The organism is Pseudoalteromonas sp. APC 3691, assembly GCF_030408135.1.
GTDB lineage: Bacteria > Pseudomonadota > Gammaproteobacteria > Enterobacterales > Alteromonadaceae > Pseudoalteromonas.
In genome coordinates this window covers 26376-44253 of sequence record NZ_JASDCB010000034.1, presented here as the reverse complement: position 1 = coordinate 44253, position 17878 = coordinate 26376, and the positions used below count along the sequence as shown (strand labels likewise).

The 17878-nt window shown below is 38.6% G+C and carries 16 protein-coding genes; 4 read left to right on the top strand and 12 right to left on the bottom strand.

The window, feature by feature from the left end; all coding sequences use genetic code 11:
- Positions 1-216 precede the first annotated feature (216 nt).
- A complete protein-coding gene (locus QL998_RS12185) occupies positions 217-519 on the top strand; it encodes a hypothetical protein (RefSeq protein WP_182197335.1) in 303 nt (100 codons plus the stop codon).
- A 3-nt stretch (positions 520-522) separates the two neighbouring features.
- The gene (locus tag QL998_RS12180; RefSeq protein ID WP_081709141.1) at positions 523-708 is read left to right on the top strand and encodes a DUF2970 domain-containing protein; all 186 of its coding nucleotides are present in this window, start codon (positions 523-525) and stop codon (positions 706-708) included.
- Here the strand turns inward: QL998_RS12180 and QL998_RS12175 are convergent.
- The 9 genes from QL998_RS12175 to QL998_RS12135 form a co-directional block, all read right to left on the bottom strand.
- Positions 665-1522 carry a Dam family site-specific DNA-(adenine-N6)-methyltransferase gene (locus tag QL998_RS12175; protein ID WP_007586285.1) on the bottom strand — a complete coding sequence of 286 codons (858 nt, stop codon included), beginning with the start codon at positions 1520-1522 and terminating at the stop codon, positions 665-667. The two genes, QL998_RS12180 and QL998_RS12175, sit on opposite strands and share 44 nt — an antisense overlap.
- Positions 1523-1575: 53 nt before the next feature.
- A complete protein-coding gene (locus tag QL998_RS12170) occupies positions 1576-2919 on the bottom strand; it encodes an AAA family ATPase (protein WP_290192781.1) in 1344 nt (447 codons plus the stop codon).
- Complete coding sequence (gene aroB, locus QL998_RS12165) at positions 2920-3990, bottom strand: 3-dehydroquinate synthase (protein WP_290192780.1); 1071 nt, start codon at positions 3988-3990, stop codon at positions 2920-2922.
- Positions 3991-4017: 27 nt separating this feature from the next.
- Positions 4018-4536, bottom strand: a complete 519-nt coding sequence (gene aroK, locus QL998_RS12160; protein ID WP_004589350.1) for a shikimate kinase AroK — start codon at positions 4534-4536, stop codon at positions 4018-4020.
- Positions 4537-4720: 184 nt separating this feature from the next.
- Positions 4721-6826, bottom strand: a complete 2106-nt coding sequence (locus QL998_RS12155; protein ID WP_010553794.1) for a type IV pilus secretin PilQ family protein — start codon at positions 6824-6826, stop codon at positions 4721-4723.
- Positions 6813-7352 (bottom strand): pilus assembly protein PilP, encoded by a 540-nt coding sequence (locus tag QL998_RS12150; RefSeq protein WP_290192779.1) that lies wholly within the window; start codon positions 7350-7352, stop codon positions 6813-6815. The genes QL998_RS12155 and QL998_RS12150 overlap by 14 nt, the downstream gene beginning before the upstream one ends.
- Complete coding sequence (locus QL998_RS12145; RefSeq protein ID WP_290192778.1) at positions 7349-7954, bottom strand: type 4a pilus biogenesis protein PilO; 606 nt, start codon at positions 7952-7954, stop codon at positions 7349-7351. Before QL998_RS12145 ends, QL998_RS12150 begins: the two co-directional genes overlap by 4 nt.
- Entirely contained in the window at positions 7944-8516 is a 573-nt protein-coding gene (locus QL998_RS12140; RefSeq protein ID WP_182197328.1) for a PilN domain-containing protein, read from the bottom strand. Before QL998_RS12140 ends, QL998_RS12145 begins: the two co-directional genes overlap by 11 nt.
- Entirely contained in the window at positions 8504-9583 is a 1080-nt protein-coding gene (locus QL998_RS12135; RefSeq protein WP_290192777.1) for a pilus assembly protein PilM, read from the bottom strand. The genes QL998_RS12140 and QL998_RS12135 overlap by 13 nt, the downstream gene beginning before the upstream one ends.
- A gap of 130 nt (positions 9584-9713) precedes the next feature.
- Between QL998_RS12135 and QL998_RS12130 the strand changes: the two genes are divergently transcribed.
- Positions 9714-12206, top strand: coding sequence for a PBP1A family penicillin-binding protein (locus QL998_RS12130; RefSeq protein ID WP_290192776.1), 2493 nt, complete (start codon positions 9714-9716; stop codon positions 12204-12206).
- Positions 12207-12270: 64 nt separating this feature from the next.
- On the opposite strand, the gene metL is transcribed toward QL998_RS12130, so the two are convergent.
- Positions 12271-14616 carry a bifunctional aspartate kinase/homoserine dehydrogenase II gene (metL, locus tag QL998_RS12125; protein ID WP_290192775.1) on the bottom strand — a complete coding sequence of 782 codons (2346 nt, stop codon included), beginning with the start codon at positions 14614-14616 and terminating at the stop codon, positions 12271-12273.
- Between the two features lie 5 nt (positions 14617-14621).
- A complete protein-coding gene (gene metB / locus QL998_RS12120) occupies positions 14622-15869 on the bottom strand; it encodes a cystathionine gamma-synthase (protein ID WP_290192774.1) in 1248 nt (415 codons plus the stop codon).
- A 289-nt stretch (positions 15870-16158) separates the two neighbouring features.
- On the opposite strand from metB, the gene metJ reads away from it, so the two are divergent.
- Positions 16159-16479 (top strand): met regulon transcriptional regulator MetJ, encoded by a 321-nt coding sequence (gene metJ / locus QL998_RS12115; RefSeq protein ID WP_007586263.1) that lies wholly within the window; start codon positions 16159-16161, stop codon positions 16477-16479.
- An 82-nt stretch (positions 16480-16561) separates the two neighbouring features.
- Here the strand turns inward: metJ and QL998_RS12110 are convergent, their stop codons facing one another.
- Positions 16562-17803, bottom strand: a complete 1242-nt coding sequence (locus QL998_RS12110) for a malic enzyme-like NAD(P)-binding protein (protein ID WP_007582028.1) — start codon at positions 17801-17803, stop codon at positions 16562-16564.
- Between the last annotated feature and the right edge of the window lie 75 nt (positions 17804-17878).

Sequence of the window (17878 nt, the reverse complement as noted above, 5' to 3'; positions counted from 1 at the left end):
GAGGATCTGTAATTGAATTAAAATGTTTCAGAAAAGTAGTGCTCATATTTATGCGACCAAGTAATTATTATGCCTTGATCTGATCACTACTTGCTCTATAAGTTCAATTTATAATGATCTTGCCGTGGTAATAGCCCCTATTTCAGGTAACTTTAAGTTTGATATTTAATCAATATTTGCTATGATTAAAAAAGTAACAAATTATTGGATTTCATCATGCGTGCTTTTAAAACTGGGATATTAATTGCGTCGGCATTACTGCTTATCGGGGCGCTTAGCTTTGATTCAAGCTCTGAGCAAGAATTAAGCTCAGTGGGTAATTGTCATAATACACAAGTGGTAAGTGCTCAAAACACATTAACTACAATCACGTGTATTAAAGCTGAAGAAGAGTCATCGTGGTTTTCGTGGTTAACTGGCGATAGCCGTAGTGCTCAGTTTCATTACCTCGATTTACTAGAGCTACTTACTAGCCCTGATGATTCTAAAAACACTCCATCTTTAAAACCTTTATTTTAAATAATGCTGCAATTTTTTAGTGCGTTGCAAAGTGTGCTAGCAGCATTTTTTGGTGTTCAATCTGAAAATAAACGCCAAGTCGATTTTAAACAACACTCTCCTATCTCTATCATCCTAATTGCGATTGTACTATTTATTGCTTTTGTTATCGCAATTTACGCTGTGGTTGCTTGGGTGCTAAATACATAGCCATCAACTCGTCAACTTTATTTCTAGAGCCACCTTTGGGGCTAATAGTGCGCTTTACTTGAATTTGGTCAAGTGATGCTTGGCTATAAATTTTTCGAGTCCATACGGTATCGTGATTTGAGATAAGCACTGGTGTATCATTTTCAAAGGCAGCCTTCTCAGCCAGATTAGCCAAATTAGCCTGATCATCTAAATTAAACCCCCCTTTAGCGTAAGACGTAAAAGAAGCGGTTTTACTTAATGGTACATAAGGTGGGTCGCAATAAATAACTGCATTGTTAGGCACTAACTTAAAAACGTCATCGTAATCTAAACAGGTAAAGGTTGCTTTTTGTGCTTTTTCAGCAAAAAAATACATTTCTTTTTCAGGAAAGTAAGGCTTTTTATATTTACCAAAAGGCACATTAAAAATACCTTTTAAATTATACCTACAGAGTCCGTTGTAACCATGGCGGTTCATGTATAAAAACAATATTGAACGTTCATATACATCACGACTTTGATTAAACTGCACACGATATTCGTAATAAGCATCTGCGTGATTATTCAAATCTACAAATAACTTTTTAGCGTCACTAATCAGCTCATCTGGAGAGCTTTTCAGCTCTTTGTATAAGTTAATTAAGTCTGCATTTATATCGTTGAGAATATAGTGTTTAAAGTCACTATTTAAAAACACAGAGCCTGCACCAACAAAAGGTTCAACCAACGTATCAGCGTGCTTGCTAGCTTGGTTTAATCGCGCATTAATATTTTCAACTAGGCTGTATTTTCCGCCGGCCCATTTAAGGAAGGCTCTACTCTTTTGCTGCATTGGCTCTTTACTTCAATCTGGTGTTGCGCGATTTTACACTAAAGCAGTGTGTTTTACTGATCAACGAGTGCTATTTCTTGCTTTATTTTACTAATTTTTTTATAGAAAGGTTTATTTTTTCTAACCTCAGCAGATAAAGTATCCATTGCTGATTTTGCTTCGTTTATACTTTCAAAACTGCCAAATGTAACAACCCACCATATTTTATTATTTCGCTTTGTTTGGTAAGTATGAGTTTGCTGCTGTAGATTGAATTGAGCAATAAAATTATCGCTAACCTCCTGCTGAGTTACGGCTAATAATTGAATAACACTATTTGTATCTATTTGCTGCATGTACCATATATTATTTTGGCTACTCTGGGTTTGCTCTGCTGTATTTACTTTTAGAGCTTCAGATTTAACGTCACTTGATACACTGCTTTTATTATTAGCACTATCATCAACATCATTGTCTAATACGTTAACTGTGTTGCCAGGTTCGGTAAGGCTTTGCATGATGGCAGGTACATCATTAATGTGTACACGCTCTGGCTTAATATCCGGCTCAACTACTTCAAGTTCATTTAAGTTAATTATTGAGTCATTTTTCTTTATAGCCGGCTCACTTACTTGCTCTATAGATATTGCTGTATTTATTACTTGTGTTTCTTCTTGCTGATAATACTGTTGCCACCACTGCGTCATATCCGACTTATAAAGCAGACCAATAATTAAAAGCATAATCAGCAACATCAAAATCAATAAGTGTAATCGCCAAGACACTTTGTCTTTAACAATAATATCGGCTATGTGCTCACTAGGTTGCCAAGCAAGCAATAAGCTTGGATTACCATGAGCCTCAGCTAAAAAAGTACTAAATACAGGGTCTTCATCATAGGGTAGGTCTGTAAAGTACCACTGCAATAACATCTTGCTTTCTCGAAGCGTTAGTGGCTCCAAATAAATTTCAACAGCGTTATTTAAAGCCAGTTTAGACTGTGAAGCTATTATAATATATAGCGTATTTGGGCTGTTTTTAGAAAGTAACTCAAGCTCAATTAACATCTCATCAGATAATTGCCTACCGCCATCAAGTACCCATAAACATGGCCCGCATGGTTGCTGCTGCAGTAATTGGTAATAGTTTTCAGGTAAACTTAAGTTATGATCAATCAGGGGAGAGTTAAAGCTTTGCTCTAATAACTCACTCATTAGCTGAGCATCAGTCATTTGTGCACTTACTTGCACGAAGGCTTTATTAAAGTCGTTGTATTTATCTGTAATGAAGGTTTCGAGCATATAACTTTTACCTAGCCCAGAAGTGCCAAGTAAAACAATTAAATTTTGCCCATACTCAAATTGCAGTGCGATTCTATCCACCAAAGCCGCACGGCTTGGTAAAATTTGTGACTGCATTTACTGCTCGATTAAGTCTCTAACTTGATCATCAGATACATTATCAACTAATGCACACTGGCCAAATTGGGTAGGTAGAATAAAGCGGATAGTGCCTTTTTTATTCTTTTTGTCTTTACGCATATGCGTTAAAAACTGCTCGCTAGTCATTTGCTTTGGAATTTCTGTTGGTAAATTATATTGCTCAAGCAGCTTAATAATTCTATCAACTTCGCTTGCGCTTAAATCTTGGCGTGTCTTGGCAAGTTTAGCTGCTAATACCATTCCTGTTGCAACAGCTTCGCCGTGTAACCAAACGCCATAACCCATCTGTGCCTCAATTGCATGGGCAAATGTATGGCCTAAGTTTAACAAAGCCCGTAAGCCATGTTCTTTTTCATCTTGAGCAACTATAAGCGCTTTTATTTCACAACATCTAAAAATGATATGCTGTAAGCATGCTTCATCTAGTTGCTGTAAATTAGTCACATTTCGCTCTAAATAGGCAAATAATTCGGTATCGTAAATCAGACCATACTTAATTACCTCAGCCATACCTGCTGCAAACTCTCGTGCAGGTAGAGTGTGTAATGTTTGCGTATCAATAAAAACCGCTTGAGGCTGATAAAATGCCCCTATCATATTTTTACCTAACGGATGATTTACTGCCGTTTTTCCACCTACCGATGAATCAACCTGTGAAAGCACTGTCGTTGGTATTTGAATAAACGGTACGCCGCGCTGATAACAAGCCGCTACAAAACCAGTTAGGTCACCTACAACACCGCCACCTAACGCAATTAAACACGTATCTCGGCCACAGTTATTTTGTAGTAAAAATGCTGATATTTTTTCAAACCATTCTAGTGATTTATATTGCTCACCGTCAGGAATAATAAAAGATAGCGGATTTAGATCAGCTAATGAATCAAGTAACCTTTGCAAATATAAAGGCGCTATTGTGTCATTAGTAATGATGATAGGCCGACAATCACCAATGTGGTGAACCAGGCGGCCATTATCTTGAAGTGCAGATTGCCCAATATAAATAGGATAACTTCGCTCGTCCAAATTAACAGTTAATTTAAGCATGCTTGGCTATTCCTTTATTATTGGTTTTTAAAAATCTAATTTCTCGATGATTTGGTTAGCAACAACTTTAGCGCTTTGCTCATCGGTACGTACAACAAAATCAGCAACTTCTTTGTATAGTGGCTCGCGTTCTTCTGCTAAGCGCTCTAGTACGTTACGAGGTGCTTCTTCAGTTTGCAGTAATGGGCGACGCTTGTCGCGTTGCGTGCGTGCAACTTGCTTCTCTATAGGTGTCTCTAGGTATACAACGATACCTCGAGCCGAAAGCTTGTTTCGAACTTCTTTGCTCATTACTGAACCACCACCGGTAGCAAGTACAATACCTTGCATCTCGGTTAAATCGCCAATAACAGACTCTTCTCGAAGTCTAAAGCCTTCTTCACCTTCAAGATCGAATACCCATGCAATATCTGCACCTGTGCGGCGTTCGATTTCTTGATCAGAATCAACAAATTCAAGGTGTAATTGGTCAGCGATGTGACGACCAATCGTGCTTTTGCCAGCCCCCATGGGGCCAACTAGAAATATATTACGTTTCTCAGCCATATCTTTTAGTACAAACAAACTCTAAAATTTGAAATAAAACCCCGCCTAACGACCTGGCCCCAAAATTAAGGAGGGGATTATCTCAGTAATTGCGGGGGTATTTCAAGTCAATTAGCATAAAAAGCCATATAACGAGCAATTAATCTAAATAATCACCCGTTGGTTAACATAAAACCACTGTATTTTAATCAATTTGTATTTTTGGTGTCACAAAAATAAGTAATTCACGCTTTTCATTAAACTCACTTGTGGTTTTAAATAGTCTTCCTACGTAAGGAATGTCACCTAAAATTGGCACTTTACTCGTAGTATTAATGATCTGCTGCTGGAAAATACCACCGAGTACTACGGTTTGTCCATTCTCAACTAACACTTGAGTTTGAATCTCTTGGGTATCAATTGACACTGCTTCACCTGTTCCCGTTTGTACAGTATCACCACGTGTGTCTTGAGTAATAATTAAGTCTAGAATTACTTTATTATCAGGTGTGATATGAGGGGTTACTTCTAAGCTTAGTACCGCTTTTTTAAAGCTTACAGTAGTAGCACCACTTGAAGCTGACTCAGTGTAAGGGATTTCAGTACCTTGCTCTATTCGCGCTTTTTGCTGATTAGCCGCTATGATACGCGGGCTAGCAATAATTTCGCCTTTATTCTCTTCTTCAAGCGCACTTAGCTCTAAATCAATTAATGTACCGTTAGCCAATTTTGCTATGTGCAAACCAATACTGGCCGCAGGATTAGAAATTGGTAAATTTACATTTAATCGATCTGAAATACTTGGCGCATTTGAAGTTGATGTCGCATTATAAATACCTTCAGCGCCTTCAAGGGAGCCAGAAATACCAACACTACTGCCTTGATCACTAAAGCCCCAGCGTACGCCTAAGTCTTCAGTAACGTTATCGCGCACAGTTACCATTCGAGATTCGATTACAACCTGCTGCACTGGAATATCAAGCGTTTCTATCATCCGGCGAATGTTTTCTATACTCTTAACAGTATCTTTCACTAATAAAGTATTTGTACGCTGATCAACCGATACACTACCACGGGCAGTTATAATACTGTTCCTATCTGTTTTTAATAAGTCAGCAAAATTTTCGGCTTTAGCATAGTTTAATCGAATGTATTCACTATAGAGTGGTTCTAAGTCTTCAACTTGCTGTTTAGCTTTTAAATCCTTAGCTTCACGTGCCGCAAGCTCCTCTGCAGGCGCTACCATTAAAATAGAGCCATCCATTCGTTTGTCTAGCCCTTTAATACGCAATACTACGTCAAGCGCTTGATCCCACGGTACGCCATCTAAGCGCAGTGTTATATTACCTGTCACTGAATCACTGGTTACTAAGTTAAAATCGTTATAACCCGCAATAATTTGTAGTGCTGCACGCACAGAGATATCTTGAAAATTTAAGGTCATAGGGCGACCTTGGTACTCAACGCCACCGTCTAAATAGGCGTTTTGCGTTTCATCTTTTTCTACCGTCAGCGTTAAAATATTATCTATTTGCTGGTACGTAAATGTAAACTGAGCGTTTGGCTCAATAACAACACGACTTAATCCATCTTCTTTAAAAGTCTCAATATTACTTACAACAGTACCAAAATCTAATACATCCAGCTCATAAAGTAAGTCATCTAAAATATCAGTATGATGGAAGTCTGCATAAATTTTTCCGCCGCTCTCATGTACTTCAATTGCAGCTTGAGTGTCTTGTAAAAATACGAGTACTTTAGCTTCGCCCTTTTCACCACGTCTGAAATCAATTGACTGAATACGATTAATATAATTTCCACTTACATCACCTGAATCCATCACTACATCTTCGTTTTCAGATTCTGTAAGTGGGTTGTCCGATACGCGTATTGATACTAAATTATTATGAACTTCGGTTTCATAAATTTTTAATCTATCTAGGTTTACTGTTACTTTTAAACCACTATCAGTTAGAACATTAGTTACATTGCTAATCCCAGCTTGATTAACTGCAACATCATTTAAACCAACCTCTAACTCTGCAGTATCAAAAAACATTTCGATTCTGGCTGGGCTATTAAACACCTGAACTTTTGGCTCAAGCGTTAACTCTTCATCAAAAACAAGCTGTAATTCAGTCTCGCCTTTAAGTAATGGGTTATAACGAACATCATATAGTAATGGCCCTGCAATGGCTGTATTTACAGTGACTAAAGCAACAGCAACCAATAATACTCGTGAAATACGATGAAGCCAAAGTACGTCCTTATACATGCTATTTTTACCTTTTTTATTATTAATTTGCGCCATCTGTTGCCGCCTCTAACATTTCTAATTTAGTCAGGCGCTCTTTCCAACAACCAGACCCATCAGGGATTAATTCCACTAATTCTATATAGTCGTTGCTTACTATTTTTACTTTGCCATCATAACTTCCAAGATAATTCCCTACCGTTACGCGGTGCAAAGTGTCATCTGTTGCTGTAATTAATGCCCATATTTGTCCACTAGAGCCAATTGTGCCTTTCATTGCTAAATTATCTAGCGGGTATTTCTCTAACGGTTCGCGGCGACGCTCTTGATCTGGGTGCAAACAGTTTTTTACTTGCGTTAGTTTATTTTGAATAATCTCAGGCTGAGGCGCTACAAACGGGCTACGTAGCTGACCAGCACTGTACTCAAATATTTCAAACTTTGTCAGTTCAGGAATTGATTCAACCTTTGGTGTTGTACTTGCCTTAACTTGATCAATGAATTCTTTTTGCTCAGACGTATCATCATTACAACCAGCTAAAACAAACGCTATTGCTAAAGGTACTACGCGAAGGAGTTTCATTTTTTAACCCCTTCTTCATAACGATATGTTTTTGCAACAACACTGAATGTTAACTGTTTATCGCCCGATGATAAAATAGAAAAATCATGCAGGCTTACAATTCGTGGTAACTGAGCCACTTTACCTACAAACTCACCAAACTCATGATAGGTACCGATCACTTCAATTTTAATCGGCAGCTCGGTATAAAATTCTTTTTCAACCTCTGGCAACCAACCTATTTTTAAAAAAGTCAGGCCACTCGTTGTCCCAACATACGACAAATCATCAAGTAAACCAGGAGTTTCGTTTGAAGTAGGTAGACGTTTTAATAGCTGTGAAAACTTATCTTCCATTTCAACCATTTGTTGACGATAAACATCTATTCTACTCGCTACAGCATACTTAGTACGATAAGTAGTACGTAATTCAACTTCTTTAGCAACCGCACTATGGTAACTATCAATTTCATCAGAAACTAATAGGCTGTAACTAAAAAACAATACAAGTCCGGCAACAAACGTACAGCAAATTGCTTTAACTGCAATAGGCCAATCGCCAATGTTATCGAGCTCTATTTCATTCCAATCAATTTCACTCAGTGCTTTAAAATCAAGGCGCATCGCTAACCTCACCAATTTTATCAAATGGTTTTACATAAAATTCCATATTAAAATCACTAAGTAAACGCGAAGATTGATCGCCTGCAACAATGCCTTGCATTGAAGGATTCTCTAGTAAATATGAGCCTTGTACTTGGCGCAGCATTGTTGATAAACGGTTATTAGATTCACTGCGTCCCAATACATGTATTTGGCTGCCTCTGCGCTCGAGTTTTGTTAAATAAACGCCACCGGGCACTATTTTGGCAACTTCATCCATTATTTGCGTACCCAGGTTACGACTACTTTGTAATTCTTCAATAAGCCTCATACGCTGCTGTAAGTTTTCTTTTCTTTTATCTAAGCTTCTTATTTCACTTATTTTTTTATCTAACATGCTAATTTCTGAGCTTAAATAGTTATTCTTTAAGTTTTGCCCATCTTTTAAAGCACCATAAAAAGAGCTCAATAAATACATACTCGCAAAACAAATTATAACGACACCAACAAGTATAGTTACAAATTTCTTTTTCGATTCTTCGCGTTGTAATTCGCGCCAAGGCAGTAGATTTATATATGGCATGTTGAAAAACTCCTTAATGCCAACCCAGTCGCAATTGCAAACTGAGTTTTGTGACGCTGCATCACATTACGATCTACTTTAGGGGAAATTTCCATACTCTCAAAAGGCTCAGCAACGACAGAGTGAATACCGAGTTCTTCGATGAGCAATCGGTCAATACCTTTTATCATCGATGTCCCACCCGTTAAGACAATATAGTCAATTTGTTCTTTACCACTGGTTGTTAAAAACATTTGCACTGCACGTCGCACCTGTTGAAGTAACGAGGTTTGAAAAGGGGCCAATACTTCAAAGGTATAGTTTGGTGGTAAATCACCTGATGTTTTACCAATTTCGGCTTCGTCAAAGCCTTTATTATAGTAAGCGACAATACTATTTGTATATTGATCGCCGCCAAAAACCTGGTCACGGGTATAGATTGTTTCCCCTGCTTGTACTACGCTTACAAGCATTAAAACTGCACCAATATCAACCACCGCTACACATTTATTAAATGCATCGCTAGGTAATTGTTGATAGTAAACATCCATTGCACGACTTAATGCATAGCTTTCTACATCGACTATTTTAGCTTCTAAATTTGCAGCTTCTAAAGCGCCAACACGCGCTTCTACACTCTCAGTACGAGCAGCTGAAAGCAAAACATTCATTTTACTAGGATCTGCTTCATTCGTCGAAAGCCTCTCAAAATCAAGGCTTACCTCATCAAGTGGGTATGGGATTAAACTATCGGCTTCAATTTCAATTTGTGATTCAAGTTCAGCATCAGTTAACGATACATCCATGAAGATCACTTTAGTAATAACTGTTTGACCAGAAACAGCCACCGCAGCAGATTTTAACGATTTTGGTAATTTTCTTCTTAATTTTGAAATTACATTACCAATTGCTTCAATATCTTGAATTGTGCGCTCACTCATCGCACCTTTTGGCATCGGCTCAATTGCAAGTGCTTCTAGTCGAAATCCAGTTTCAATTTCACGTAAAAGCACCGCTTTGATAGAGTGCGATCCAATATCAATTCCTACCATCATCGGGGACGGTTTTTGAAATAGTTGACTTAGCATGTTTCAACTTGGCCTTTGTTTTAATAATAAACAAGTTATAATTTTTATCTGAAAAAATATTATTCATTTTTTAATCAATATATACTAGCAGTCAAAACTCGCAATTGGGAGTCCATTTAGGGAAATATAAGTGATTTTATTAAAACGAACTTTACAATTTTTTATCATTTGTGTGTTAATTGGTCTGATCACTTTGGTCAGTCTTTATTATTACGTTAAACCTGATATCCCCAGTGTGCAAGTTTTAAAAGACGTGCAATTACAAACTCCTATGCAAGTATTCACAAAAGATGGGCTTTTAATCAATCAATTTGGTGAAAAGCGTCGTATTCCAGTGACTATTGATGAAATTCCTCAAACCCTCATTAATGCATTTTTAGCGACAGAAGATAATCGATTTTACGATCATATAGGCATAGATCCTATAGGTATTGTACGTTCGGCTATTGTTCTTATATCTACCGGCGAGAAAAAACAAGGCGCAAGTACTATTACTATGCAGCTTGCTCGTAATTTCTTTTTAACTCGCGAAAAAGCATATATTCGTAAAGTTAAAGAAATATTTATAGCGCTACATATTGAAGGTGTATTAACAAAAGACGAAATTTTAGAGCTTTACCTTAATAAAATAGAATTAGGTAATCGCGCTTTTGGTATTGGTGCTGCAGCACAAGTTTATTACGGTAAGGAGTTAAAAGATTTAACACTTGCACAAATGGCGATGATTGCAGGTTTACCGAAGGCCCCTTCAGCTTTAAACCCAATTCGTAACCCAACGCGTGCAAAAGCACGCCGAAATGTTGTTTTAGGGCGTTTATTAACTGAAAATTATATTACTCAAGAAGAATATAACGAAGCAACGAGCCAACCTATCACCGCTTATTTTCATGGTGCTGAAATAAATTTATACGCCCCGTATATTTCTGAAATGGTGCGCGCTGAAATGGTCTCGCGTTATGGAATAGATAAAGCTTACAACTCAGGTTTTAAAATTTTCACCTCGGTAGAGTCTAAAGTTCAAAAAGCAGCGCAAAACGCACTTGTAAACAACTTACATAATTACGATATGCGCCATGGTTTTAGAGGACCAACAGATGTTTTATGGGACCCTGAAACACAACCTGCTTTAACTGAGCAACAAATACTCAATAAATTACAAAGCGTAAATGAGTTGGGTACTTTAAAAGTTGCAGCAGTACTTAGTGTTAATAATAAAACAGCTACAGTACTACTTAAAAACGGTGAGCAAACAACCCTCAGTTGGGATAGTTTAAAATGGGCGCGTAAGTATATTACTCGCTACCGTCAAAGCTTTGCTCCAAAAGCAGCTACTGATATTTTAACGCCAGGTATGCAAATATGGGTACGTCAAAATGAAGATAACAGCTACTTATTAAGCCAAATACCAGAAGCATCAAGCGCTATTGTATCCCTCGATCCACAAGACGGTAGAATAAAAGCTATTGTAGGGGGTTACAGCTTTGAGCAAAGTCAATACAACCGAGCGATACAAGCTAAGCGTCAAGTTGGCTCTAATATAAAGCCTTTTATATACTCAGCAGCACTTGAAAAAGGTTACACGCTTGCGTCTATATTAAACGATGCACCTATAAACCAATGGGATAAGAGCCAAGGCGTAGCATGGCGCCCTAAAAACAGCCCTGCTGTATATAATGGTCCGATAAGAATTCGCCGTGCTTTAGCACAATCTAAAAACGTTATTTCGGTGCGCTTACTACGCGGCGTTGGATTACAACGTACAGCTGATCATTTATTAAAGTTTGGCTTTAAAGATTCAGACATTAATCGCAGTGAATCACTAGCACTGGGTAGTGCTTCCATTACACCACTTGAACTTGCTCGTGGCATGAGTGCATTTGCCAATGGTGGCCACTTAATTAAACCTTACTTTATTTCAGAAATTCAAGATGCTTACGGTAATGTATTGTTTAAAGCAAACCCTGCCCTAGCCTGTGATGAAGAGCCTTTACCAACACGCAATGAATTCTCACTTCATAATAGTAGTGATGAAGTGGAACCAACAAAAAAATGTGCACCGAGAATTATTTCTAAGCAGAATGCATTTTTAATTGCTGATGCAATGCACAGTGGTATTTGGGGCGGCGGTAGTTGGGCCCATAAAACGGGTTGGAGTGGCACAGGTTGGCGCGCACAAGCGCTAGATCGTCGCGACATTTCAGGTAAAACAGGCACAACTAATGACTCAGTAGATACCTGGTTTAGCGGTTTTAATAGTAATGTGATGACCTCAGTTTGGGTTGGTTTTGATAACCCGGGCAACGCTCTTGGTCGCTCTACGTATAATAACAACCTAGATAGCAGCCAAATATCAGGTGCGGAATCTGGCGCTAAAACCGCGCAGCCAGCTTGGGTTGAATTTATGAAAGCGGCACTTGAAGGCAAGCCTGAAGCCCCAATTGAGCCGCCTGAGGGACTTGTTTCTATTCGTATTGATTTAGCTACTGGTTTATTAAGCCATAAAAATGACTACACGAGTCGATTTGAATATTTTGAAAAAGGCACCGCACCTACAAAGTATGTGCTATCTCAGCCTAGCGATATATTTGAAGAAGACACTAAAACAGAAGAAGAGCTATTTTAGTAATATGTATGTAATACAAAAACGGCAGCTTATTTAAGCTGCCGTTTTTGTTTAAACCAAAGGTTTATTTTAAGTTTTGAACAAGCCAATATAAATCAGAGTGCACACCCGCAGCGGTCACTTCCCTACCCGCTCCTGGCCCCTGAATCACTAATGCATTATCGCTATACAATTTGCTATTAATTACAAAAATATTATCGCCAGGTGTAAGGTTTGCTAACGCATCGCCATTAGGCACATACGCTATTCCCACTTTAGCAATTACTTCACCTTGTGTGATTTCTAACAAGCCCGTATATCTAAGTACTGAATTTTTAGACTTTGCTGTCACTGCATGCTCTTCGATGAACGCGTCTAGCTGTGCTTTTTTATTTAAAAAGTCATCCCAACTTCCCAGCGCAAGCTCATCTGGCATCAATGCCGATAAGCTAATATCGTCAAGTTCAAGCTCAACACCTAGCTCTCGGGCTAAAATAAGTAGCTTACGCTGCATATCTCGCCCAGATAAATCTTCGCGAGGGTCTGGCTCTGTGAATCCCATTTTCTGAGCTTCCAGTAGCAACTCAGAAAATGGCCTTGTTCCATCATATTTACTGCATAGCCACGAAAGCGTGCCTGAGAAAACACCTTCTATACGTGTTATTTTATCGCCACTATTTTGCAAATCAGCCAAAGCAAAGTTAATAGGTAAGCCAGCGCCTACACTGGTGTTATATCGCCAATGTAAATTACGTTCTGTAATATTACTACGAAGTGCTTTATACCAAGTAGTCGGTGCTGTTCCAGCGTATTTATTAGCACTAATCAAATGACAGTTTCTATCTACAAAGTCTGGATATAACAAGCTAAATTGTTCACTTGCGGTAATATCAATTACAATTTTATGCTCGTAATCGAGCTCATTTATAGCATTCAGTAAATCTGCAGATTGATAGCTATTTGCCTCATGCTGCCATTGAGTTTTCCATTGCTGTGTATTAATACCACTTGCATTAAACAGCATTTTTTTAGAGCGAATTAGACCGACTAATTTAATACTAAAGTCATCCGATAAACGCTCAAATTGTGCCGATAACTGTTTAATGAAAACGTCGCCAACGTTACCAAGCCCCGCAACTATAATTGCGATTTCTTGGCCTTTATTAATTAGCTTATCGTGTAAGTCACTTTGTATATCACTATCTATAAATTGATCGGTAAGCAATAAAGCATAGCCAGTATCTTGATGGACAAAACGAGGTTTTATGCTGTGGAGTTTTAATAAATCTAATGCTTGTAAGCTTAATGTATTAACGTCTTGCTCAGGCGCTACAATTGCACAACCGTTTAAATTTGACTCGCTAATATTTGCCCTACCCGCAAAATAATTAATAACCAGATAAGTTTGTGCTGCAGGTACTACTAAATACACTTCACCATTATGGTTAAAGTGATGAAGGCTATGCTGAATAAGCTGACTAACACTTGCAACCTCGCCTTCACTTAATCCTTCAACCATTAATAGGTCAACATTTTGCAACGTGGTTATAAAGCGCTTTTTCTTCGCTGAACCTTCTTTTACTATATCTGTTGGACTTGCTTGTACGTCAAAACTACTGCGAACAGCTAGCTTAATATCTGTGTTTTTAAGAGGCGATAGTGTTTTTGCATGTAATACAGGGTTACCCAAACGAGCTAATAAATTAGCCTGCCCACGGCAAATTTTGCCGTATTTAATCGCTTTTTGTACCTTGCGAGGATCAGTGCTATACACCCCCTGTGTATCAGTCCAAATACATACTTGCTTAGCATTGCAATAATTTGCAAGTAGTGTTGCACTGTAGTCACTCCCATTTCGGCCAAGTGTTACAGTCTCGCCTTTGATATCTGCGGCAATAAACCCAGTAACAACATTTATTTTATTAGGCAAAATTAACTGCCCACATTGCTGCGCATTTTGCGCATGCATTAATTCGCCATCATTTAAGATAAAAAGAGTACGTGCATCTTGAGCGCATGCCTCAATATTTAGCTGCTGTAAATAAGTAGCGAGTAAACGTGCTGACCACAGTTCGCCATGTGCAAGTAATGCAGCCTCTTTTAGCTGCTCAGCTTGAGCAAGTTCTGCAATATAGCTAAGTTCGATACTTAGTGTTTTAAGTGCACTTCGTTTTAAATCGGCTTCTAATAGCTGCTCTATTAAATCACTTTGATGGTTATTTAACTGCAGTAAAATATCAGCGACAGCTTGCGTGTCTTGCTGCTGATAACTTTGCCACAACGACACAAGTGTATCTGTAGTTTTACCTGCAGCAGACACCACAACACAGTCGCCCGTCTGAGTATGCCCAATAATTATTTTAGCTACGCTTTGATAGCGCTCACTAGAGCTTAAGCTTGAACCACCAAATTTATGTACACAATTGACCATATTAATCACCAAAGCGCCGGACGGGCTGCACTTAATTTAACGTTACCACCAGGAGTGCCTGCTCCTTTGCCTACACGGCCAACATTTTTATTTTGCCCTGGTTTTACAAGTTCAAACACTCGTTCAAAATCAGCGACTAAATCGTGTATATCTTCAATACCTACCGAAATACGAATAAGCGTATCGCCCACACCCGCCTCTAAACGTGCTGTTGCCTCCATACCTGCGTGCGTCATAGTTGCAGGGTGACAAATTAAGCTCTCTACGCCACCTAATGACTCAGCTAAACTAAACGTTTTAAGGCTAGTTAAAAATGCCGCAGCGTCGTTTATATCGCCTTTAATATCAAAACTAACCATGCCACCAAAACCAAGTTGCTGTGCTTTAGCCAGCTCATGTTGAGGATGTGACTCAAGACCTGGGTAGTAAACTTGGCTTACATATTCAGAGCTTTCAAGGTACTTAGCTATTGCCAGTGCATTTTCTTGATGCTGCCTTAGGCGCACATTTAAAGTACGTAAACCACGAAGCGTTAAATAGCTATCAAAAGGCGCACCCGTAATACCAATGTTATTAGCCCACCAAGCAAGCTCATCGCCTAACTCTTGTGTTGCGGCAATAACAGCGCCGCCTACTACATCTGAGTGTCCGTTAATGTATTTAGTGGTTGAATGCACCACAATATCTACACCAAATTTAATAGGGTTTTGTAAAGCCGGCGACAAAAACGTGTTATCTGCGGCAACCAAAGCTCCGCATTGCTTAGCCACATCGGTAACCGCTTTAATATCTGTTAAACGAAGTACTGGGTTACTTGGGGTTTCTATCCAAATAAGCTTAGGTTTAATTACTAAAATTTGTTGAAGGCTTTCTTCTTTTGTTAAATCTAATATTTTGAGCTTTAGTAGCCCGCGTTTTTGTAAAGATGTAAATAAACGATAGCTGCCACCATAACAATCATGCGGAATTACTAACGTATCGTCACTATTAAGTAGCTGAGTAGCTAAATGCACGGCAGCCATGCCTGTAGCTGAAATTATGCCACGAGCGCCACCTTCAAGCTTAGCAAGCGTCTCAGCTAAAATATCACGATTAGGATTACCGCTACGACCATAATCATACTCACGCTTAGTATCAAAGTCGGCAAACGAATAAGTAGTCGATAAATAAATTGGCGGTACCACCGCACCATGATGTTTATCAGCATCAACGCCGTTACGTACAGCAATGGTCGCTTTGTTTTTTTCGCTCATATTCGTCACCTGATTAACTTGGATGTTTAGACGTCTAAAAGAGTAAGTTATCCGTTTTGATAAGTCAAAGTATTTTAAAGCTCTAGATGGCTAAAAATAGAAAGGGCCTCTGCGAATAACACATTTTAGCTCACAAAAGTGTGTTTATCTTTACACCTACAATAGGCTTATTAAGATAGATCTGTATCTATTATTTGACTATCTTTTTTAAATCGATAGAATTTCACGCATATTTACACGCTTTTTATACCGTGTGAGAAATTAATAATCTGAGGCAACGATACATCTTATGGCTAAATGGAATGGTGAGTATATTCACCCATACGCAGAACACGGTAAAAAATCAGAGCAAGTTAAAAAGATCACCGTTTCGATCCCGCTAAATGTATTAAAGGTATTAACTGACGAACGTACACGTCGTCAAATCAATAACCTTCGCCATGCTACAAATAGTGAATTGCTATGTGAGGCATTTTTGCATGCTTTTACTGGCCAACCTTTACCAAATGACGATGACTTACGTAAAGATAACGCCGAAAAAGTGCCAGAAGAAGTTAAAAAAATAATGCAAGAAATGGGTCTAGAAGTACCCGTTTTAAACGAAGAATAAATATTACAAAGACAAAAAAACCTCAGTAATTATTGAGGTTTTTTTATGTCTAAATTTTATTGCATAGCTCTACTGTATAGATTTACTGCATATAGTTTTCAGGTAGCTCAATTTGTGCAACACCTGACTCAATAGCAGCAAGTGCAACAGCTCTTGCTATACGCGGCAGTAAACGTGGATCCATTGGTTTTGGAATAATATACTGCGCACCAAATTCTAGTTTATCTACACCAGCGGCTTTTAAAACTTCTGCAGGTACTGGCTCTTTGGCAATACTTCGAATAGCATCTACTGCAGCAATTTTCATTTCATCGTTAATAGCGCTTGCACGTACATCAAGTGCACCACGGAAAATAAACGGGAAACATAAAACATTATTAACTTGGTTAGGGTAATCAGAGCGTCCTGTTGCCATGATTAAATCGTTGCGTGCGCCGTGCGCAAGTGCAGGATCAATCTCAGGATCTGGATTTGAACATGCAAACACAACTGGTTTTGCAGCCATTAGCTTTAAATCTTCAGCCGCTAATAAGTTAGGGCCAGAAACACCCACAAATACATCTGCATCTGCAATTACATCTTGCAATGTACGCTTATCGGTATTGTTAGCAAAAAGCTGTTTATATTCATTTAAGTCATCGCGGCGGGTATGAATAACACCTTTGCGGTCAAGCATATAAATGTGTTCACGCAGTGCACCACACTTAATTAACAGCTCCATACACGCAACAGCGGCAGCGCCTGCACCTAAACATACAATAATTGCATCTTCAATTGACTTACCTTGTACTTCTAGCGCATTTAACATACCAGCAGCCGTTACAATGGCAGTACCGTGTTGATCGTCATGAAAAACAGGGATGCTACAACGCTCTATTAATGCTTTTTCTATTTCAAAACACTCTGGTGCTTTAATATCTTCAAGGTTAATACCACCGAATGTGTCGGCAATATTGGCAACCGTATTAATAAAGTCTTCTGTTGTTTTGTGCTTAACTTCAATATCGATAGAATCAAGCCCTGCAAAACGTTTAAACAATAACGCTTTACCTTCCATTACGGGCTTAGACGCTAAAGGACCTAAATTACCAAGGCCTAGAATTGCAGTACCATTAGTAATAACCGCAACCATGTTACCTTTACCAGTATATTTATAAGCATTTGCAGGATCTGCAGCTATTTCACGTACAGGTTCGGCAACACCTGGGCTATACGCAAGTGCAAGATCATGAGCCGTTTCAGCTGGTTTTGTAAGCTCAATGCTAATTTTACCTGGTACGGGATGTGAGTGGTAATGTAGTGCTTGTTCACGAAAGTCAGACATAACGCGATGGTATCCTGCAATTTAAGTTAAAGTGAGAGATGGAGTCTTGGGGTACGATACCCTTATTATTTTTAA